Source organism: Streptomyces rhizoryzae (genome assembly GCF_023155275.1).
Lineage (GTDB): Bacteria > Actinomycetota > Actinomycetes > Streptomycetales > Streptomycetaceae > Streptomyces > Streptomyces rhizoryzae.
In genome coordinates this window covers 15,475-33,621 of sequence record NZ_JALMUV010000002.1, presented here as the reverse complement: position 1 = coordinate 33,621, position 18,147 = coordinate 15,475, and the positions used below count along the sequence as shown (strand labels likewise).

The 18,147-nt window shown below is 73.5% G+C and carries 20 protein-coding genes; 11 read left to right on the top strand and 9 right to left on the bottom strand.

Translation table 11 applies throughout. From position 1 onward, the window contains the following. Nucleotides 1–47 precede the first annotated feature (47 nt). Complete coding sequence (locus MUU72_RS02005; protein WP_066977823.1) at nucleotides 48–281, bottom strand: metallothionein; 234 nt, start codon at nucleotides 279–281, stop codon at nucleotides 48–50. Between the two features lie 63 nt (nucleotides 282–344). Continuing rightward, a complete protein-coding gene (locus tag MUU72_RS02000; protein WP_248011327.1) occupies nucleotides 345–1,379 on the bottom strand; it encodes a DEDDh family exonuclease in 1,035 nt (344 codons plus the stop codon). Between the two features lie 176 nt (nucleotides 1,380–1,555). Between MUU72_RS02000 and MUU72_RS01995 the strand changes: the two genes are divergently transcribed. Both MUU72_RS01995 and MUU72_RS01990 read left to right on the top strand, forming a co-directional pair. After that, complete coding sequence (locus tag MUU72_RS01995; protein WP_248011326.1) at nucleotides 1,556–2,530, top strand: sterol desaturase family protein; 975 nt, start codon at nucleotides 1,556–1,558, stop codon at nucleotides 2,528–2,530. After that, complete coding sequence (locus MUU72_RS01990; protein ID WP_248011325.1) at nucleotides 2,527–3,261, top strand: lysoplasmalogenase; 735 nt, start codon at nucleotides 2,527–2,529, stop codon at nucleotides 3,259–3,261. The genes MUU72_RS01995 and MUU72_RS01990 overlap by 4 nt, the downstream gene beginning before the upstream one ends. Nucleotides 3,262–3,336: 75 nt before the next feature. On the opposite strand, the gene MUU72_RS01985 is transcribed toward MUU72_RS01990, so the two are convergent. Further along, entirely contained in the window at nucleotides 3,337–4,830 is a 1,494-nt protein-coding gene (locus MUU72_RS01985; RefSeq protein ID WP_248011324.1) for a S8 family serine peptidase, read from the bottom strand. Nucleotides 4,831–5,057: 227 nt separating this feature from the next. Continuing rightward, the gene (locus MUU72_RS01980; RefSeq protein ID WP_248011323.1) at nucleotides 5,058–5,267 is read right to left on the bottom strand and encodes a hypothetical protein; all 210 of its coding nucleotides are present in this window, start codon (nucleotides 5,265–5,267) and stop codon (nucleotides 5,058–5,060) included. Between the two features lie 185 nt (nucleotides 5,268–5,452). Here MUU72_RS01980 and MUU72_RS01975 point away from each other — a divergent pair, with 185 nt between their 5' ends. The 3 genes from MUU72_RS01975 (at nucleotide 5,453) to moaA (ending at nucleotide 8,658) form a co-directional block, all read left to right on the top strand. Then, nucleotides 5,453–5,875 carry a DUF485 domain-containing protein gene (locus MUU72_RS01975; protein ID WP_248011322.1) on the top strand — a complete coding sequence of 141 codons (423 nt, stop codon included), beginning with the start codon at nucleotides 5,453–5,455 and terminating at the stop codon, nucleotides 5,873–5,875. Further along, nucleotides 5,872–7,494 (top strand): monocarboxylic acid transporter, encoded by a 1,623-nt coding sequence (locus MUU72_RS01970; RefSeq protein ID WP_248011321.1) that lies wholly within the window; start codon nucleotides 5,872–5,874, stop codon nucleotides 7,492–7,494. The genes MUU72_RS01975 and MUU72_RS01970 overlap by 4 nt, the downstream gene beginning before the upstream one ends. A 174-nt stretch (nucleotides 7,495–7,668) precedes the next feature. Next, entirely contained in the window at nucleotides 7,669–8,658 is a 990-nt protein-coding gene (gene moaA / locus MUU72_RS01965; RefSeq protein WP_248011320.1) for a GTP 3',8-cyclase MoaA, read from the top strand. Here the strand turns inward: moaA and MUU72_RS01960 are convergent. The 3 genes from MUU72_RS01960 to tyrS all read right to left on the bottom strand — a co-directional run bounded on the left by MUU72_RS01960 (nucleotide 8,641) and on the right by tyrS (nucleotide 11,096). Next, nucleotides 8,641–8,892 (bottom strand): hypothetical protein, encoded by a 252-nt coding sequence (locus MUU72_RS01960; RefSeq protein ID WP_248011319.1) that lies wholly within the window; start codon nucleotides 8,890–8,892, stop codon nucleotides 8,641–8,643. The genes moaA and MUU72_RS01960 overlap by 18 nt on opposite strands. Before the next feature lie 220 nt (nucleotides 8,893–9,112). Then, nucleotides 9,113–9,472 carry a DUF3099 domain-containing protein gene (locus MUU72_RS01955; RefSeq protein WP_248011318.1) on the bottom strand — a complete coding sequence of 120 codons (360 nt, stop codon included), beginning with the start codon at nucleotides 9,470–9,472 and terminating at the stop codon, nucleotides 9,113–9,115. Between the two features lie 220 nt (nucleotides 9,473–9,692). Then, the gene (gene tyrS, locus MUU72_RS01950; RefSeq protein WP_248011317.1) at nucleotides 9,693–11,096 is read right to left on the bottom strand and encodes a tyrosine--tRNA ligase; all 1,404 of its coding nucleotides are present in this window, start codon (nucleotides 11,094–11,096) and stop codon (nucleotides 9,693–9,695) included. Between the two features lie 204 nt (nucleotides 11,097–11,300). On the opposite strand from tyrS, the gene fabG reads away from it, so the two are divergent. Then, entirely contained in the window at nucleotides 11,301–12,005 is a 705-nt protein-coding gene (gene fabG, locus MUU72_RS01945; RefSeq protein WP_066977858.1) for a 3-oxoacyl-[acyl-carrier-protein] reductase, read from the top strand. 5 nt (nucleotides 12,006–12,010) lie between these two features. Then, entirely contained in the window at nucleotides 12,011–12,781 is a 771-nt protein-coding gene (gene fabI / locus MUU72_RS01940; protein ID WP_248011316.1) for an enoyl-ACP reductase FabI, read from the top strand. A gap of 76 nt (nucleotides 12,782–12,857) precedes the next feature. On the opposite strand, the gene MUU72_RS01935 is transcribed toward fabI, so the two are convergent. Further along, on the bottom strand, nucleotides 12,858–13,541 hold the full coding sequence (locus MUU72_RS01935) for a FadR/GntR family transcriptional regulator (protein ID WP_248011315.1): 684 nt from the start codon (nucleotides 13,539–13,541) through the stop codon (nucleotides 12,858–12,860). Between the two features lie 154 nt (nucleotides 13,542–13,695). On the opposite strand from MUU72_RS01935, the gene MUU72_RS01930 reads away from it, so the two are divergent. The 4 genes from MUU72_RS01930 to MUU72_RS01920 all read left to right on the top strand — a co-directional run bounded on the left by MUU72_RS01930 (nucleotide 13,696) and on the right by MUU72_RS01920 (nucleotide 16,385). After that, complete coding sequence (locus MUU72_RS01930) at nucleotides 13,696–15,027, top strand: CynX/NimT family MFS transporter (protein WP_248011314.1); 1,332 nt, start codon at nucleotides 13,696–13,698, stop codon at nucleotides 15,025–15,027. Nucleotides 15,028–15,160: 133 nt separating this feature from the next. Further along, nucleotides 15,161–15,277, top strand: coding sequence for an SGM_5486 family transporter-associated protein (locus MUU72_RS35155; protein ID WP_267890163.1), 117 nt, complete (start codon nucleotides 15,161–15,163; stop codon nucleotides 15,275–15,277). Between the two features lie 258 nt (nucleotides 15,278–15,535). Then, nucleotides 15,536–15,754 carry a hypothetical protein gene (locus tag MUU72_RS01925; protein WP_248011313.1) on the top strand — a complete coding sequence of 73 codons (219 nt, stop codon included), beginning with the start codon at nucleotides 15,536–15,538 and terminating at the stop codon, nucleotides 15,752–15,754. Between the two features lie 112 nt (nucleotides 15,755–15,866). Next, a complete protein-coding gene (locus MUU72_RS01920) occupies nucleotides 15,867–16,385 on the top strand; it encodes a SixA phosphatase family protein (RefSeq protein ID WP_248011312.1) in 519 nt (172 codons plus the stop codon). Between the two features lie 136 nt (nucleotides 16,386–16,521). Here the strand turns inward: MUU72_RS01920 and serB are convergent, their stop codons facing one another. Next, a complete protein-coding gene (serB, locus tag MUU72_RS01915; protein WP_248011311.1) occupies nucleotides 16,522–17,766 on the bottom strand; it encodes a phosphoserine phosphatase SerB in 1,245 nt (414 codons plus the stop codon). Nucleotides 17,767–18,147 lie beyond the last annotated feature (381 nt).

Sequence of the window (18,147 nt, the reverse complement as noted above, 5' to 3'; positions counted from 1 at the left end):
CCGGCCCGGGGTCCCCGCGGGCGCCGGGGCGTCGCCTGCGCCGGGCGTCAGACCCGGTCGACGATGCCCACCTTCCCGGCCGAGCGGGCGCAGTGCGCACCGCAGTACCACTTCCCGTCCGCCTCCACGCCCTGCCCGATGATCTGCACCCGGCAGTGCTCGCAGATCGGCGCCATGCGGTGGATCGCGCAGGAGAAGCAGTCGAAGACGTGCACCGCGCCCTGCGCGTGCACCTCGAACGTCATGCCGTAGTCGTTTCCGCAGACCTCACAACGTGCCATGCGCCACAGCGTGCGGGCGGGGCGGCCGCCGGGCGCGGTGCCGGCGGGTGTGTTGGCCGGGCTTCACCCGGACGCAGGCGCGGGCCGCACGTCCTGGAGCAACTGCATGAACGCCGCCTCGTCGACCAGCGGGGTGCCGTACGAGGCGGCCTTGACGGTCTTGGACGTGCGGGCGTCCGGGTCGTTGGTCACCAGCAGGCTCGTCAGCCGGGACACGCTCGACGCCACGTGCAGCCCGGCCTCGGTCGCCCGGTCCTCCAGCAGTTCGCGGTCCACCGAGGTGTCGCCGGAGAAGGCGACCCGCATGCCTTGGACGAGCCGGTCGCCGGGCTCGTAGCGCCCCGGGTTGGGGTACGGGCAGGCGGGGCGCTTGCGGGCGGGCCGCCAGGACGTGGGGCGGTACCCGCCGGCGCCGGCGGTGGCGCGCGGGCGGGGCGCGGGGGCGTCCGACCACTCCGTCAGCGGCTGGCAGGTCAGCAGCGGCAGCCGCAGGCGCTGCCGCGCGGCCCGGTGCAGGCTGGGGCGGAACGCCTCGGCCAGCACCCGGGCGTCGTCCAGGGCGTGGTGCGCGCGCTCCTGTATGACGCCGAAGTGCGCCGCCAGCGACTCCAGCTTGTGGTTGGGCAGCGGCAGGTCCAGCTCCTTGGCGAGCGCGATGGTGCACAGCCGCCGGCGCACCGGGGGGACGGCGGCGGCGCGGGCGTACTCGCGGGCCAGCATCGACCAGTCGAACATCGCGTTGTGCGCCACCAGCACCCGGTCGGCCAGGCGCGCGGACAGCTCCGGCACGATCTCCGGGAAGAGCGGCGCGTCCGCCAGCACCTCGCTCGTCAGACCGTGGATCCACACCGGGCCCGGGTCGCGCCGGGGGTTGACGAGGGTGTACCAGGAGTCCTGGAACTCGCCCCGGGCGTCGAGCTGGTAGACGGCGGCGGAGATGATCCGGTCGTCGCGGGCCAGGCCGGTGGTCTCCACGTCGACGACCGCGTACCCCTCGGGGTACGCGTCCGGCCAGTCGGCCGGCGGCGTCTGCGGGCCCGGCTGGCGGCCGATCCTCGGCGCGGTCCGGTGAGCGGCTGCGCCGCGGTCTTCGAGCATGGTCACTGAGGATACGGGCCGCCACTGACAGGGACCGCACGGTGGTCGCCGCGCGGCACCCGCCCGGAACCGGCCGCTCCGGGGCTACCGCCGGTACACCGCTGACACCCGGTCTCACATACTTCTGAGTAACAACCCCTAGCGGTACGCCCGTCGGCGCACTTATGGTGCGGGACATGCCGCACCTGCCCGATGTCGTGTTGTGGTCCGTGCCCGCCTTCGTCCTGCTCACCGTCGTGGAAATGGTGAGCTACCGCCTGCACCCCGACGAGGACGCCGCCGGGTACGCGGCGAAGGACGCGGCCACCAGCGTCACCATGGGGCTGGGCAGCCTGGTCTTCGACGCGCTGTGGAAGATCCCGATCGTGGCGATCTACGCCGCCGTCTACGAACTCACCCCGCTGCGCGTCCCGGTCCTGTGGTGGACGCTGCTGCTGATGCTGCTCGCCCAGGACTTCTTCTACTACTGGTCGCACCGCGGCCACCACGTCATCCGCATCCTGTGGGCCTGCCACGTCGTCCACCACTCCAGCGAGAAGTTCAACCTCACCACCGCGCTGCGGCAGCCGTGGACGACCTGGACGGTCTGGCCGTTCTACGTCCCGATGGTCGCGCTGGGCGTGCACCCGGCCGCGATCGCCTTCACCTCCGGGGCCAACCTCGTCTACCAGTTCTGGGTCCACACCGAGCGGATCGGCACGCTGCCGCGCCCGGTCGAGTTCGTCTTCAACACCCCCTCCCACCACCGTGTCCACCACGCCTCCCAAGGCGGCTACCTGGACCGCAACTTCGGCGGGATCCTGATCATCTGGGACCGGATGTTCGGCTCGTTCGTCCCAGAGACCGAACGGCCCGTCTACGGCCTGACGAAGAACATCAAGACCTTCAACCCGCTGCGGGTGGCCACCCACGAGTACGCCGCGATCGCCCGCGACCTCCGGGCCGCGGAGAGCTGGGGCGAGCGCGCCGGCCGGATCTTCCGGGGCCCCGGCTGGCAGCCGGCCCGCCTCCGCGCGGCCACCCCGCCGCCGCCCGCACCCGCCAACTCCCCGGCCCCGCCCGCCGCGTCCCCGCCCCCGGCAGCCGCCGCCCGGGAGTCCGCCGCCGGGACCACGACCCGGAAGTCCACCGCGCGGGAGTCGGCCGCGTGAGACCGCTCGCGCCCCGGCCGCGCGCCGCCCGCGCCCTGCTCCTCGCCTTCGCCGTCCTGGCCGCCGGCCACCTCGCCGCCCTCGCGGCGCACGCCGCCGCCGCGCCCGGCAGCGGCCCGGCGGGCCTCGCGGACACCGCCGTGCATCTGACCAAACCGGCCCTGATGCCGCTGCTCGCCGCGCACACCCTGCTGCGCGGCGGCCCGCCGCTGCTGGCCGCGGCGCTGTTGTTCGGCTGCGGCGGCGACACCTTCCTCCAGATCGGCGCCCCCACCGCGTTCCTGATCGGCATGGGCTCCTTCGCGGCCGGCCACCTCTGCTACCTGCTCCTGTTCGCCCGCCACGGCACCCCGGCCCCGGCCCGCCGGTCCCGCGCCGCCGCGGCCGCCGCCCTCTATGCCGCTGCCCTGGTCACCACCGTCGCCCTGCTCTGGCCCGGTCTGCCGGCCGCTCTGCGGATCCCGGTCGCCGGCTACAGCCTGCTGCTCACCGCGATGGCGTTCGGCGCCCTCCGCGCCGGCCCCCGCGCCGCCGCCGGCGGCCTGCTCTTCCTGCTCTCCGACTCCCTCATCGCCGGCGGCCTCGCCCACTGGCCCCAGCTCCCCGCCCCCCAACTCTGGATCATGCTCACCTACCTCGGCGCCCAGACCGCCCTGGCCCTCGGCCTCCTCACCACGGCCACCCCCGGCCCCACCCACCCCACCGGCGACCTCCACCCCGTGCCGACGTAGCACCCGGGGTTGCGTCTCCCCCTGCGGAAGGCCCGAAGGAGGGGGCCCCGCCGCGCCGGCGGGGCCCCCTGATGGTTACTCCACCGCCTTCAGCGCGTTGACGATGCCGTAGCCGAAGTGGCTGTTGACCCGGGGGGTGCCGGTGCAGGTGGCGTCGCCCGCGGGGCAGCCGGGGTTGTCGGCCTGCTGCTTGAGGAGCCACTGGATCTCCTGCGGGCCGGCCTTGGGGTGCGCGCTCCTCAACAGCGCCGCGACGCCCGCGACATGCGGGGAGGCCATGGACGTACCGGCGTAGAACGCCCAGTCGCCCCCGGGGATGGTGGAGAGGATGTTGCCGTTCTTGGCGGGGAGTTCGGGCACCTGCTTGGTGTCACCGCCCGGCGCGGCCACGTCGATCTGCCCGAGGCCGTAGTTGGAGTAGCCGGACTTCAGGCGGTGCGAGCCGGTCGCCGCGACCGTCACGGTGCCCGGCAGCTGGGTCGGCACGTCCCAGCACGTCTTGGGGCTGAGGGTGCGGCTGACCGGGGTGGAGTCGTTGGGGCTGCCGGTGTCGGTGAGCTTGTCGGCCGCCAGATCGGCGTTGGCGTTGCCCGCCGCGGCGACGTTCACCACGCCCTTGTCCTGCGCGTACTTCGCGGCCCGGCCGACCGCGTCGACGATGGCCGCCTGGTCGGCGTCGTCCTTGCAGTTGAACATCCACGGGTCCACGTAATAGCTGTTGTTGGTGACCTGGACGCCGTGGTCGGCCGCGAAGACGAAGGCGCACACCACGCTCTCCGCGTAGAACAGGCTGGTCTTGGGCTCGCTCACCTTGATGGCCGAGACCTTCACGCCCGGGGCGACGCCGGCCACCCCGACGCCGTTGCGGGCCGCGGCGATGGTGCCCGCCACATGGGTGCCGTGGGCGTCCTCGACCGGGTCGTAGGGCCGCCACGCGCCGGGGGAGGTGTCCGGTACGCCGCCCACGCAGTTGGCGGACTGCCGGGCCGAGAAGTTCGGCTTGAGGTCGGGGTGGGTGTCGTCCACCCCGGTGTCGATGACCGCGACGGTCACCTTGCGGCTGCCGGCGTTCACCTTCGCCGCTTGGTCGGCCTTGATGGCCGGCAGGTCCCACTGGAGCGGCTCCAGCGGCTCCTCGCCCTTGGCCTTCGCGGTCCGTTCCGCCGCGGCGAGCTGGGCCGCGGTGATCCGCTGCGGCTTGCCGACGTCATCGGTGCCGGACTGCTTCAGCGGCGCCGTACGGGTCGCGCCGGCCGACTGCACGCCCGGGACGGTCCGGACGGTGGCGGCGAAGCGGGGGTTGGCCGAATGGGCGACGATCACGCCGATCCGCTCGTGGGCGGTGATCACCTTCCCGCCGGCCTTGCCTATCGCGCGCTCGACGGCGCCGACCGTGGTGTGACCGGGGGCGGTGTTCACGACGTACGACAGCAGCGGGCCGCTGTCCGCCGGCGCGGCGGCGCCGGCCGCGCCCGGCAGGAAGCCGAGCGACGCGGTCAGTGCCAGCCCGACCGGTACGGCCAGGGCCCGCAGACGTCTCTTCCGGGGATGTGCAAGGGGACGTGCCATGGGTACTCCACCTCATCCGTCGGACCGCCCGTCCGCGGAGCGCGCACGGGCGGATACATGACAGGCGAAGCTATCGGCGATCACCGGTGTGCGGCAATGGGGTGTGGCGAAAGGGGCGACGCGGACGCAATGCGGTGGGAGGGGTGAAGGGGGAAGAAGGGGGAGGTGCTTGACGGGGCGTCAGGTGAAGGAGGGGGCGGGTACCGTCGGGGCGCCGCGCGGTCCCGTCAGTCCCGGCGGCCCGCGCCGTCGCGGCGGCGCAGGGCGCCCATGCTCAGGGGTGGCAGCGGGATCCGCGGGCCGTACCAGCGGCGCGCGTCCGCCCCGGGGCGCGGCCGGGCGGGGGCGGCGGCGACCGGCGCGGGCAGCCGGACGCTGCCGTACGGGCGCCGGCGGGGGGCGTACGGCGGCGGGTCCTGCTGGGGCGGCGGCGTCATGACCGGCTCAACGAAGCGCCGCCCGCGCGGTGGCGGCCGGTGCGGCCATTCCCCCGTTTTCTTCGGGAATTCAACCATCCACCGTCTGTCGCCCCGCGCCGGGCGCCTCTACGATGCGTGATCCACGTCACTTATCCAGGGCTTATTGCAGGCCCCCACCCGCTCATCGAGCGTCAGGAGACTCCGTGATCACCGCACCCTCCGCCGACCGGGGAGAGCACGACCCGCCCGACTACCGCCAGGTGCAGTCGAGCCCGGAGTTCGCCGAACTCCGGCGCGCGCACCGGTCGTTCGCCTTCCCGCTCACCCTGGCCTTCGTGCTCTGGTACCTCGGCTACGTCCTGCTGTCCAGCTACGCCGGCGGCTTCATGGCCACCAAGGTGGCCGGCCACCTCAATGTCGCCCTGGTGCTCGGCGTCGCCCAGTTCGCCACCACGTTCCTGATCGCCTGGTGGTACGCGCGGCACGCCGCGGCCCGGCTCGACCCGCGCGCCGAGGCCCTCAGGGCCCGGCTGGCGGGCCCGGCCGCCGCCCCGCGGGACGGCACGCGGACCGATGCCCCCGGAGACGGCACCGGCCGGACCGACGTCCAGGAGGCCGGCGCATGAACCTCGCCCCGCCCCTCGCCGCCGGCGCCGCCGGCGAGCACCGCACCCTGATCGTCACCCTCTTCGCGGTCTTCGTCGCCGCCACCCTCGGCCTCACCGTCTGGGCCGGCCGGCAGACCAGGGGAGCGGACGACTTCTACGCCGGCGGCCGGCAGTTCAGCGGCTTCCAGAACGGCCTGGCCATCTCCGGCGACTACATGTCCGCCGCATCCTTCCTCGGCATCGCCGGTGCCATCGCCCTCTTCGGCTACGACGGCTTCCTGTACTCCATCGGCTTCCTCGTCGCCTGGCTCGTCGCGCTCCTCCTGGTCGCCGAACCGCTGCGCAACTCCGGCCGGTTCACCATGGGCGACGTACTCGCCTACCGGATGCGCCAGCGCCCGGTCCGCACCGCCGCGGGCGCCTCCACCATCGTCGTCTCGATCTTCTACCTGCTGGCCCAGATGGCCGGCGCCGGCGCCCTGGTGACCCTCCTGCTGGGCATCACCAGCGAGACCGGCAAGGTCCTCGTGGTCGTCCTGGTCGGCCTCGTGATGATCCTCTACGTCACCATCGGCGGCATGAAGGGCACCACCTGGGTCCAGATGGTCAAGGCCGTCCTGCTGATCGCCGGCACCCTGCTGATCACCTTCCTGGTGGCGTGGCGGTTCCACTTCAACCTCTCCGCCCTGCTCGGCGCCGCCGCCGAGAACAGCGGCAAGGGCTCCGCCTTCCTGGAGCCGGGCCTGAAGTACGGGGCCACCGCCACCTCGAAGATCGACTTCATCTCGCTGGGCCTGGCCCTCGTCCTGGGCACCGCCGGCCTGCCGCACATCCTCATCCGCTTCTACACCGTGCCCACCGCCAAGGCCGCCCGGAAGTCGGTGAACTGGGCGATCGGCATCATCGGCGTCTTCTACCTGATGACCCTGGCGCTCGGCTTCGGCGCCGCCGCGCTGATCAAGCCCGGCGTCATCACCCGCGACAACGAGGCCGGCAACACCGCCGCCCCGCTCCTGGCCCAGGAGATCGGCGGCGGCGCGGGCTCCCCCGGCGGCGCCGTGCTGCTCGCGGTGATCTCCGCGGTCGCCTTCGCCACCATCCTCGCCGTGGTCGCCGGCCTCACCCTCGCCTCGTCCTCCTCCTTCGCCCACGACATCTACGTCAACGTGCTCCGCAAGGGGCAGGCCACCGAGAAGGAGGAGGTCCGCGCGGCCCGCTGGGCGACCGTCGGCATCGGCGCGGTCGCCATCGTCCTCGGCGTCTTCGCCCGCGGTCTGAACGTGGCCGGCCTGGTGGCGCTCGCCTTCGCCGTCGCCGCCTCCGCCAACCTCCCCACCCTGCTCTACAGCCTCTTCTGGAAGCGCTTCACCACGCGGGGGGCCCTGTGGTCCATCTACGGGGGCCTGGCCTCCTCGGTCCTCCTGGTGCTCTTCTCGCCGGTCGTCTCCGGCAAGAAGTCCTCGATGTTCCACGGGGCCGACTTCGCCGTCTTCCCCCTGGAGAACCCCGGCCTGGTCTCCATCCCCCTGGGCTTCCTCCTCGGCTGGCTCGGCTCCCTCCTCTCCCGTGAGGAGCCCGACCCCGCCAAGTACGCCGAACTGGAGGTCCGCGCCCTGACCGGCAGCGGAGCGCACTGAGCCGTCTCTACAGGGCCCGGGCGGGGTCGCGTCGTAGTTCCGTACGACGCCACCCCGCCCACCTCGTGCTTCTCACGCCTCCTCACTGTCGGACCCATCGCGTAGTCTCGAAGACGTACTGATCGCAAGACGTACTGTCCGAGGGCCGATCCACACTCTCGGGGAGGGGGCCCAGTGCTCATCGACACCTACGGCCGCGTGGCCACCGACCTGCGGGTCTCACTCACCGACCGGTGCAACCTGCGCTGCACGTACTGCATGCCCGAAGAGGGCCTCCAGTGGCTCGCCAAGCCCGATCTGCTCACCGACGACGAGATCGTCCGCCTGATCGGCATCGCCGTGCGCGACCTGGGCGTCGAGGAGGTCCGCTTCACCGGCGGCGAACCCCTCCTCCGCCCCGGCCTGCCCGGCATCGTCGAGCGCGTCGCGGCCCTCACCCCCCGCCCCCGGATGTCGCTGACCACCAACGGCATCGGCCTGGAGCGCACCGCCGCCGCCCTGCGCGCCGCCGGCCTGGACCGCGTCAACGTCTCGCTCGACACCCTCCGGCCCGAGGTCTTCCAGGCCCTGACCCGCCGCAAGCGCCACGCCGACGTGCTGCGCGGCCTCGAAGCCGCCCGCGCCGCCGGCCTCACCCCGGTGAAGGTCAACACCGTCCTGATGCCCGGCCTCAACGACGACGAGGCCCCCGACCTCCTGGCCTGGGCCGTCGCGAACGACTACGAGCTGCGCTTCATCGAGCAGATGCCGCTGGACGCCCAGCACGGCTGGAAGCGCGACGGCATGATCACCGCCGGCGACATCCTCGCCTCGCTCCGCACGCGCTTCACCCTCACCCCCGAGGGCCAGGACGAGCGCGGCTCCGCCCCCGCCGAGCGCTGGATCGTCGACGGCGGCCCGCACCGGGTCGGCGTGATCGCCTCGGTGACCCGCCCGTTCTGCCGCGCCTGCGACCGCACCCGGCTCACCGCCGACGGGCAGGTGCGCACCTGCCTGTTCGCCACCGAGGAGACCGACCTGCGCGCCGCGCTGCGCTCCGGCGCGCCCGACGGCGAGATAGCCCGGATCTGGAAGCAGGCCATGTGGGGCAAGAAGGCCGGCTCCGGACTCGACGACCCCGCCTTCCTCCAGCCGGCCCGCCCCATGTCAGCCATCGGAGGCTGACGGCGGCTGCTCCCAGTCCGCCAGCGCCACCACGTCCTTGAGGAAACCGCGCACGGCCAGGAACTGCGACAGGTGCTCCCGGTGCGCGTCGCACGCCAGCCAGGTCTTCCGCCGGTCCGGCGTGTGCAGCTTGGGGTTGTTCCACGCCAGTACCCACACCGCGGCGGTCCGGCAGCCCTTGGCCGAACACACGGTGACGTTCTCGGAAGCGCGGGAATCGTTCGGGGAGTTCACGCCTCAACCCTACGTCCCGCCGATCATCGGCTCCGACCGGCGGACATGGCGACGCCGGGCAGCCACGGGGGGAGCCGCCCGGCGTCGGTCCGTCGCTCCGACGGGGGATGCGGAGCGCGTACGCAGTATGTCATGGGGGATGGCGTGCGGTGCACCGGAACCGCGTGATTGATCTGAGCTTTTCTTGAGCTTTGCTGAGCGACCGTCCCCGCCGGCCGCCTCAGCCGCCGTCCCCGCGGGGCTCCGACGAGGCCGCCGCCGGCCGTTCCGGAACGGATTCCGGTGCGCCCGAGGTCAGCATGGGCCGCACCGGCTTGACGAACGTCGACGGCAGCGAAGGGGCGTTCTCCCGGCCCGCGTTGGCGATCACCACCGCGATGTACGGGAGCCCTATGCCGAGCACCAACGTTGCAATGGCAACGGGCCGTTCGATGTTCCACAGCACGGCGGTCAGCACCACGGCCACGCTCCGTACCGCCATCGAGATCACATAGCGCCGCTGACGCCCCCGCACGTCCTCGGTGAGCCCCTGCCGCGCTCCCGTGATCCGGAAGGTCTCCGCCTCACTGTGCTTCCGCATCCCGTTCCACCACCCGCTCCGTAGCGCCGGACTCGCCCCGCATTCCGGTCAGATCCCACGGTACGCCGCCCCCGGCCGGCCTACGAGACCGGGTCATATCGTTGGCGTATGCAAGGCTCGGCCGGGGGGCGTAGCGCCCGCGGCGTGCGGGTGCGCCGCGGAAAGGGGTGCGGCGGGGCGGCCGTGCTGCCGGCCGCCCCGCCGCGACGCCGTACCGGGACTACCGCCCGGTGATCCGGGCCAGCTTGCGGCCCGCCTTGAGGTAGACCTCGCCCCCGGCCTCCGGCAGCTTCTCGGCCAGGACCTCGGCCAGCGGGCGCGCCGCGTCCGCCTCGGCGAGCACCACCGTGGACTGGCCGGAGCCGCCCTCGACGACCAGCCGCAGCGCGTTCTGCTTGGCCAGCCGCCGCGCCGCGGAGGCGCTGGGCGCGAACGCAAGGACCGACGCCAGCACCGCGGCCACCGCCAGTTCCCCGTGCTCGCCGGCGTCCACCACCGGCAGCGACGCCACGTCCGTGAACGACTTCTTGGAGAACTGCGCCACGAAGCCGGCCCGCGCGGCCATCGCCGCGTCCAGTCCGTACAGCGCCGTCACGACCTCGCCGGCGAGGATCTTCTTGAGGTCCATCGGGTGCAGCGAGCGGTCCGCGACCCGGCCCAGGACGAGGGCGATCTCCTCGTCGGTCCACTCCGTCCACGCCTTGAGGTACGGCTCCATCAGCCGGTCCGGGACCGACATGATCTTGCCGAAGACGTCGTCGGCGGGCGCGCTCAGACCGACGTAATTCCCCTTGGACTTCGACATCTTGGCGCCGGTGCCGTCCGTGCCCTCGATGAGCGGCATGGTCACCACAAGCTGGGGCCGCTGGCCGCGCAGCTCCATCAGCTTGCGGCCCATCTGGAGGTTGAGCAGCTGGTCGGCGCCGCCCAGCTCCACGTCGCACTCCAGCGCCACCGAGTCCAGGCCCTGGGCGATCGGGTACAGCAGCTCCGTCATGGTCAGGCCCGCACCGGCCGCCAGGCGGTTGCGGAAGTCCTCGCGCTGGAGCAGCTGCGAGACCGGCACCTGGGCGAGCAGCCCGAGCAGCTCGGGGAAGGTGTAGGGCGCGAGCCACTCGCTGTTCTGCCGGAAGCTGACCTTGTCGAAGTCGAAGAACGGGCGCACCTGCTCGCGGTAGGTGGCGAGGTTCTGCGCGATGTCCTCATCGGTCAGCGGCGGGCGCTCGGCCGTCCGGCCCGACGGGTCGCCGATCTTGGCGGTGAAGTCGCCGATGATCAGGGTGACGTCATGGCCGAGGCGTTGGAAGCGGCTCAGGATGATCAGCGGCACCGCGTGCCCGAGGTGCACATCGGTGGCCGTCGGGTCGATGCCCAGCTTGACGTGCAGGCCCTGGCCCGCCGCCCGGCGCTCCTCGATGCGCTCGGCCAGCTTCTCCGTGCCCGGCAGCACCTCGACCGTACGGGAGGCGATCAGCTCGGCCTGCTCCTTGGCCGGCAGGTCCGTCAGATCCAGATAACGCCGTGCACCGGTCTCCTGGAGCAGCTCCCGGACGGTGGCGTCCGCGGAGAGGTCGGCGGAGAGCAGCGTGCTGGCGCGGGCGACGGATTCGCCGAGGCGTGTCATGGCGTTCCTGATCGATCGTGGTTCCCGAACGGGAGGACAGGGCGACAGTCTATTAGGCCGGTCACGGCCGCTCGCCCGGATATCTGTGGGGACCCGACAGCGACCGGGGCGCGCCCCTGTGCGGCCTCGATTCCCCGTACGGGCCGCCCGACCGATAGTTTCGTTCCGAACGCAAGACGGACAGGACACGGAAAGGGTGATCTCTTGAGCCGCTCGGTTCTGGTCACCGGAGGCAACCGCGGCATCGGCCTGGCCATTGCCCGCGCCTTCGCCGAGGCAGGCGACAAGGTCGCCATCACCTACCGCTCGGGCGAGCCCCCGGCGGGCTTTTTGGCCGTGAAGTGCGACATCACGGACCCCGAGCAGGTCGAGCAGGCGTACAAGGAGATCGAGGAGAAGCAGGGCGCGGTCGAGGTGCTGGTGGCCAACGCCGGCATCACCCGCGACCAGCTCCTGATGCGGATGTCCGAGGAGGACTTCAGCGCCGTCCTCGACACCAACCTGACCGGCACGTTCCGGGTGGTCAAGCGCGCCAACCGCGCGATGCTGCGGGCCCGCAAGGGCCGGATCGTCCTGATCTCGTCCGTGGTCGGCCTCATGGGCGCCGCGGGCCAGGCGAACTACGCCGCCTCCAAGGCCGCCCTGGTCGGCTTCGCCCGTTCGCTCGCCCGCGAGCTGGGCAGCCGCAACATCACCGTCAACGTCGTCGCCCCCGGCTTCGTCGACACCGACATGACCCGCGTGCTCAGCGACGAGCAGCGGGAGGGCATCGTGAAGCAGGTGCCGCTGGCGCGTTACGCGCAGCCCGAGGAGGTCGCCGCCTCGGTCCGCTTCCTGGCCTCCGACGAGGCCGCGTACATCACCGGAGCCGTCATTCCCGTCGACGGCGGATTGGGCATGGGTCACTGATCAGCATGAGTGGAATCCTCGCCGGCAAGCGCATCCTGGTCACGGGTGTGCTGATGGAGTCCTCGATCGCCTTCCACGCGGCCAAGGTCGCGCAGGAGCAGGGCGCCGAGGTCATCCTGACCGCGTACCCGCGGCCCACCCTGACCGAGCGCATCGCCAAGAAGCTGCCGAAGCCCGCCAAGGTCATCGAGCTGGACGTGACCGACCAGGAGCACCTGGACCGCCTGGAGGGCCTGGTACGCGAGGAGCTCGGCGGCCTGGACGGCATCGTCCACTCCATCGGCTTCGCCCCGCAGGACGCCCTCGGCGGCAACTTCCTCAACACGCCCTTCGAGTCGGTGGCCACGGCCATGCACGTCTCGGCGTTCTCCCTGAAGTCGCTGACCATGGCGTGCCTGCCGCTGATGCCGGAGGAGGGCGGCGCGGTGGTCGGCCTGACCTTCGACGCGCAGTTCGCCTGGCCGCAGTACGACTGGATGGGCCCGGCCAAGGCCGCCCTGGAGGCCACCAGCCGCTATCTGGCGCGCGACCTCGGCAAGCGGAACATCCGCTGCAACCTCGTCTCGGCGGGCCCGATCGGCTCGATGGCCGCCAAGTCCATCCCGGGCTTCTCGGACCTGGCCGAGGTGTGGAACACCCGCTCGCCGCTGGAGTGGGACATGGCCGACCCGGAGCCCGCGGGCCGCGGTGTCGTCGCCCTGCTGTCGGACTTCTTCCCGAAGACCACCGGCGAGATCGTGCACGTCGACGGCGGCGTGCACATGATGGGCGCCTGACGCCCCGCGCTTCCGTACCGCCCGTCCCGGTCCGCCGGGGCGGGCGGTCCGCGTATCCGGCCCCGGGGCGGGCGGGTCAGCCGCGGCCCAGGAGGGGCCCGCGGCAGCCGAAGGAGTGGGCGCCGGCCTCGGCCGCGGCCCGGTCGCCGTCCCCGGCGCGGATCGCCTCCACCAGGCGCGCGTGGTCCATGTGCGCCTCCGGGCGCAGCACGGTGCCGACGTCGGCCCGCAGGAAGTCGCGCACCACCCCGCCGAGATCGGCGTAGACGGCGGCCAGCACGTCGTTGTGGGAAGCCGCCACCACGGCCATGTGCAGGGTCGCGTCGGCCGCCACGAACGCCTCGGCGGCCCCGGACCGCCAGGCCGTCTCGCGCCGCTCCAGCAGCGCGTCCAGCTGCCGCAGGTCGGCGTCCGTACGGCGCTGCGCCGCGAGCCGGGCGGCCTCGGCCTCCAGGGCGGAGCGGAGCTCGGCGACGTGCCGGGGGTCGGCGTCGGCGAACCGGCGGTTCATCACCCCGGCCAGCTCGCTGGTGGCCGCGACGTAGGTGCCCGAGCCCTGGCGGATGTCGAGCAGGCCGTTGTGCGCCAGCGCCCGGACGGCCTCGCGGACGGTGTTGCGGGCCACCCCGAGCTGCTCGACCAGCTCCGGCTCGGTCGGGATGCGGGAGCCCACCGGCCAGTCGCCGGACGTGATCTGGGCGCGCAGCTGCGCGATCACCTGGTCGGCCAGCGCGGACCGGCGGGGCGAGGTCAGGGGCATGGTGGGGCTCCGGGGTGCGGCGGCCGGTGGGCCGGACGGACGGCGGCGGCGCGGACGCGGGCGGGCCGCGGGGGCCCGTGGCGCCGTGGGGGTGCCCCGAGGCTACCGACGAAGGCTGGACACCCATTCATCCCATGATTCTATGATGACCCCTATGGCAGACGAAGACCTCGCGACCCTCGGCCCGGCCGCCGCGCCCCCGACGACCTCCGACCGGCCCGCCGCGGACGCCGGTCCGGCGCGACCCGCGCACGGCCCCGCACCCGGGCAGGAAGCCGAGCCGACCGCCGCCGCCCGCTGGCTGCCGCGGATCGTGATCGCCGGTCTCGTCCTCGCCGCGCTCAACCTCCGCCCCGCCATCACCAGCCTCGGCGCCCTCCTGGAGGAGGTCCGCGAGGGGCTCGGCATGAGCGGGACCGTCGCCGGCCTGCTGACCTCCGTACCGGCGCTCTGCTTCGCCGTCTTCGGGATCGCCGCGCCCCGGCTGGCCCGGCGCTTCGGGCCCGGCGCCATCGTGTGCGCGGGCATGGCGGCGGTCGCGGTGGGCGTGGCGGTGCGCCCGTACGCCGGCGGGACGCCCGGGTTCCTGGCGGGCAGCGCGCTGGCGCTGGCCGGCATCGCGGTCGGCAACGTCCTGCTGCCCGTGGTGATCAAGACCTGGTTCCCCGACCGGGTCGGCCCGATGACCGGGCTCTACTCCATGGCGCTGGCCCTGGGTACCTCGCTCGCCGCGGCGCTCACCGTCCCGATGACCGGCGCGCTGGGCGGCGACTGGCACACCGGCCTGACGGTGTGGGCGCTGCTGGCCGCCGTCGCCGTGGTGCCGTGGCTGGTGGTGCTGCGGCGCCGTCCGGCCACCGGGGCAGCGGCACCGGAAAGCGGTACGCAGGAAACCGCCGCACCCCCCATACGGATCACCTCCTCGCCGACCGCCTGGGCGCTGGCGGTCTTCTTCGGCCTCCAGGCGACCGCCGCGTACATCACCATGGGCTGGATGCCGCAGATCTTCCGCGACGCCGGGGTCTCGGCGGGCACCGCGGGCGTGCTGCTGGCGGTCACCATGGCGGTCGGTGTCCCGCTCTCCTTCGTCCTGCCGCGGCTGGCGGCCCGGATGCGGCACCAGGGGCCGCTGGTGGTGGTCCTGGGGGTCTGCGGGCTGGCGGGCTACACCGGGCTGTGGCTGGCGCCGGCCGCCGGGGCGTGGCTCTGGGCGCTGCTGATGGGCATCTCCAACTGCGCCTTCCCACTCGCCCTGACGATGATCGGGATGCGGTCGTCCAGCCCGGCCGGCGTGGTCAAGCTCTCCGCCTTCGCGCAGAGCGTCGGCTACCTGATCTCTATCCCCGGGCCGCTGCTGGTCGGCACGCTCTACCAGCACAGCGGCGGCTGGGGCCTGCCGATCGCGCTGATGGTCGGGCTGATGGTGCCGCAGATCGCGGTGGGCACGCTGGCGGGCCGCAACCGCCGGATCGAGGACGAGCGCTGACGGCGGCGGCCGGCAAGGGGGTGCCCCCGGCCCGTCCCGGGACGGGCGGCACCGGGCGCCGACGGGGGCGCGCCGGGGGCCGGTCGCGCGCCCTGACCGGAGCCGCGCCGGGGACGGGTGCGACACTGGGCGCATGCCAGTGCTCGAACCGAATCCGCAGGGCAGCCAGAAGAAGCTGCTGCTCGTCCTGGGCCTGATGCTCGGCGTGACCGCCGTCGTCGCGATCATCGCGAGCATCGCCGCGCCATGACGCCGCGGCGGCCCGCCCCCTGACACCGGCCGTACGCGGTGACGGGCGGGGCTGCCGGGGCTGCCGGGCCCGGCGGGGCCCGGCCGGCGGGGCCGTCCCCCGATCCCCTAGGGGGCCCGGCTCAGGGATCTCTGGGGGGTTTCCCCGATGGGACCGGTCGGCGGGAGTCCGTAGCGTTGCCGGTAGACCGCTCGGGAGGGCGGTGGGTGCGCCGCCGGCCGGTGGTGCGCCGCCCCGCGACCCGTCCAGGAGCCCGCCGTGTCCACCGCGTTCCGCCGCCCGTCCGCCGTGCCGGTCCCCCGCAGGCGCACGGCGCCGCCGTGGTGGGCGCTGGCGCTGCCGGTGGTCTCCTTCACGGCCCTGCTGGTGCTGGTGGCGCATCCCGGCCAGGCGAGCGCGGCCGCTGCGGCGCGGGCCCCGGAAAGCCTCGCCCCGCTGCTGGACCTCCTGGCCCACCTGATACGCCTGGGCCGGTGAGCGGGCCCGCGCCGGCGGCGTCCCGCGGCGGTGTCCCGGGACGCGTCACCCGGCGGAGGGGACGTGCCAACACCCCGCGCCGGGCCACGGCTTTCATGCGAAGCTGGGACGCATGAGCGTCGATACACCCCGCCGGATTGTCCTGCTCCGACACGCCAAGGCCGAATGGTCGGACGACAGCGACCACGAGCGCCCGCTCGCCGACCGCGGCCGCAAGGACGCGCCGGTCGCCGGCCGATGGCTGGCCGGTGCCGGGGCCTGCCCCGACCTGACCCTCTGCTCGACGGCCGTGCGCACCCGCGAGACCTGGAAGCTGGTCGTCTCCGAGCTTCCGCAGCGCCCCAGGACCGTCTACGACGAGCGGCTCTACGAAGCCTCCCTCGGTGAGCTGCTCGCCCTGCTGAACGAGGTCTCCGACGACGTGACCGACCTGCTGGTGGTCGGGCACAACCCGGGGATGCACGCGCTGGCCGACGCCCTCGCCGGTGAGGCCGAGGGCGACCTGCTGGCGCGGATGAACCGCAGCGGCTTCCCGACGTCGGCGATGGCCGTGCTGGCCTTCAACGGCTCCTGGAAGTCCGTCGAGCACGGTGTCGGCCGGCTCGTCGCCTTCTGGACGCCGCACGCCTGACACCGCCCGCGGCCGGGCCCCGGAAGGGCGCCCGCCGCACCACCGGACGCCACAGCCGAAGGCCCCGGCGCACGTCCCGCGTGCCGGGGCCTTCGGCCTGCCCGGCGCGCGGTGCGGCCCGCGCGCCCGCGGCGCCTCACTCCACGTGCGTCTCCGCCGCCTCGACCTCTTCGCGGGTGACGCCCAGCAGATAGAGCACGGTGTCCAGGAACGGCACGTTGACCGCGGTGTGCGCGGCCTGCCGCACCACCGGCTTGGCGTTGAAGGCGACCCCGAGGCCCGCCGTGTTGAGCATGTCCAGGTCATTGGCGCCGTCGCCGATCGCGACGGTCTGCGCCAGCGGTACCCCGGCCTCGTGGGCGAACCGCCGCAGCAGCCGCGCCTTCCCGGCCCGGTCCACGATCTCGCCGGTGACCCGCCCGGTCAGCTTGCCGTCGACGATCTCCAGGGTGTTGGCGGAGGCGAAGTCCAGCCCCAGCTCCTCCTGGAGCGCGTCGGTGACCTGCGTGAACCCGCCGGAGACCACCCCGACTTGGTAGCCCAGCCGCTTCAGCGTCCGCACCAGCGTCCGGGCCCCCGGCGTGAGCCGCACCTCCTTGCGGACGAGGTCCACCACGGACGCGTCCAGCCCGCGCAGCAGCTCGACCCGGGCGTGCAGCGACTGCTCGAAGTCCAGCTCACCGCGCATCGCCGCGGCGGTCACCGCGGCCACCTCGGCCTCGCACCCGGCGTGCGCCGCGAACAGCTCGATGACCTCGTCCTGGATGAGCGTGGAGTCGACGTCCATGACCACCAGGCGCTGGGCCCGGCGCTGCAACCCCGCCGCGACCACCGCGACGTCCACGCCGAGCCGCGCGGCCTCCGGGGCCAGCACGCTGCGCAGGGCATCGGTCGCCGCGCCCGAGACCGCGAACTCCACGGCCGTGACCGGGTACTTGGCGAGCCGGAAGATGCGGTCGATGTTGCCCCCGGTGGCCGTTATGGCGGCGGCGATGGCGGCGGTCGACTCCGCGGTGAGCGGGTGCCCCAGCACGGTGACGTGGGACCGGCCGACACCGCGCGGGCGGTTGTCGCCGCGGCCGGAGATGATCTCCGCCTGGAGGTTCAGGGACTCGGCCCAGCTGTGCACGGTGGCCCGCAGGTCGCCCTCGGAGGCCCCGTCGGCGCCCCGGCCCGCGGGCGTGGTGACCAGTGCGCACAGCGTGATGCGGCCCCGGGTCACCACCTGCTCGATGTCCACGACATCGACGGCGTAGGCGGCGAGGGTGTCGAAGAGACCGGCGGTGATACCGGGCCGGTCCTTCCCGAAGATCTTGACCAGCAGGGTCGGTGCGTCGTCGCCTGGTACGGCGGTGGCCGGCGGGGTCTGCGATGCGCTCATGGTGCCTTTACGGTAACCGGCGGGCGGCCGTACCCGTACGGGTGTCCGGGGTTCGGACCCCGTGGCGGAGTGCGGCGGCGCCACCACCGGAAGGGCCCGGTCCCGCGGCCTTCCGGGGCCCGGCGGTGATCGTTATGGACTCGTGTCCGCGCCCGTCCGATTGCACCGGCCCGGGTGACCGGGCTGGCGCTCCAACTCCCGTTTTGGTATGGCGGTTCGCTTCCCGGCGGCGCCGCGCACCGCCGCCCCGCCGCGCGGAATGCCCCGCTTCCCGATGTTCCCGGCATTCCCGGCAGAAACGGCGCTTCCGGCTCACCGGGAGGGTTCGCCGGATGCCGCCGGAAGCGCCCCGCATCCCGCCGCTGTCCCGGTTTCCGGTCG

Bases quoted from the DNA above. Each gene is read 5' to 3' on its own strand.
- MUU72_RS02005 (WP_066977823.1), bottom strand. From the start codon at position 281: ATGGCACGTTGTGAGGTCTGCGGAAACGACTACGGCATGACGTTCGAG.
- MUU72_RS02000 (WP_248011327.1), bottom strand. From the start codon at position 1,379: ATGCTCGAAGACCGCGGCGCAGCCGCTCACCGGACCGCGCCGAGGATC.
- MUU72_RS01995 (WP_248011326.1), top strand. From the start codon at position 1,556: ATGCCGCACCTGCCCGATGTCGTGTTGTGGTCCGTGCCCGCCTTCGTC.
- MUU72_RS01985 (WP_248011324.1), bottom strand. From the start codon at position 4,830: ATGGCACGTCCCCTTGCACATCCCCGGAAGAGACGTCTGCGGGCCCTG.
- MUU72_RS01980 (WP_248011323.1), bottom strand. From the start codon at position 5,267: ATGACGCCGCCGCCCCAGCAGGACCCGCCGCCGTACGCCCCCCGCCGG.
- MUU72_RS01970 (WP_248011321.1), top strand. From the start codon at position 5,872: ATGAACCTCGCCCCGCCCCTCGCCGCCGGCGCCGCCGGCGAGCACCGC.
- MUU72_RS01955 (WP_248011318.1), bottom strand. From the start codon at position 9,472: ATGCGGAAGCACAGTGAGGCGGAGACCTTCCGGATCACGGGAGCGCGG.
- tyrS (WP_248011317.1), bottom strand. From the start codon at position 11,096: ATGACACGCCTCGGCGAATCCGTCGCCCGCGCCAGCACGCTGCTCTCC.
- fabI (WP_248011316.1), top strand. From the start codon at position 12,011: ATGAGTGGAATCCTCGCCGGCAAGCGCATCCTGGTCACGGGTGTGCTG.
- MUU72_RS01935 (WP_248011315.1), bottom strand. From the start codon at position 13,541: ATGCCCCTGACCTCGCCCCGCCGGTCCGCGCTGGCCGACCAGGTGATC.
- MUU72_RS01930 (WP_248011314.1), top strand. From the start codon at position 13,696: ATGGCAGACGAAGACCTCGCGACCCTCGGCCCGGCCGCCGCGCCCCCG.
- MUU72_RS35155 (WP_267890163.1), top strand. From the start codon at position 15,161: ATGCCAGTGCTCGAACCGAATCCGCAGGGCAGCCAGAAGAAGCTGCTG.
- MUU72_RS01920 (WP_248011312.1), top strand. From the start codon at position 15,867: ATGAGCGTCGATACACCCCGCCGGATTGTCCTGCTCCGACACGCCAAG.
- serB (WP_248011311.1), bottom strand. From the start codon at position 17,766: ATGAGCGCATCGCAGACCCCGCCGGCCACCGCCGTACCAGGCGACGAC.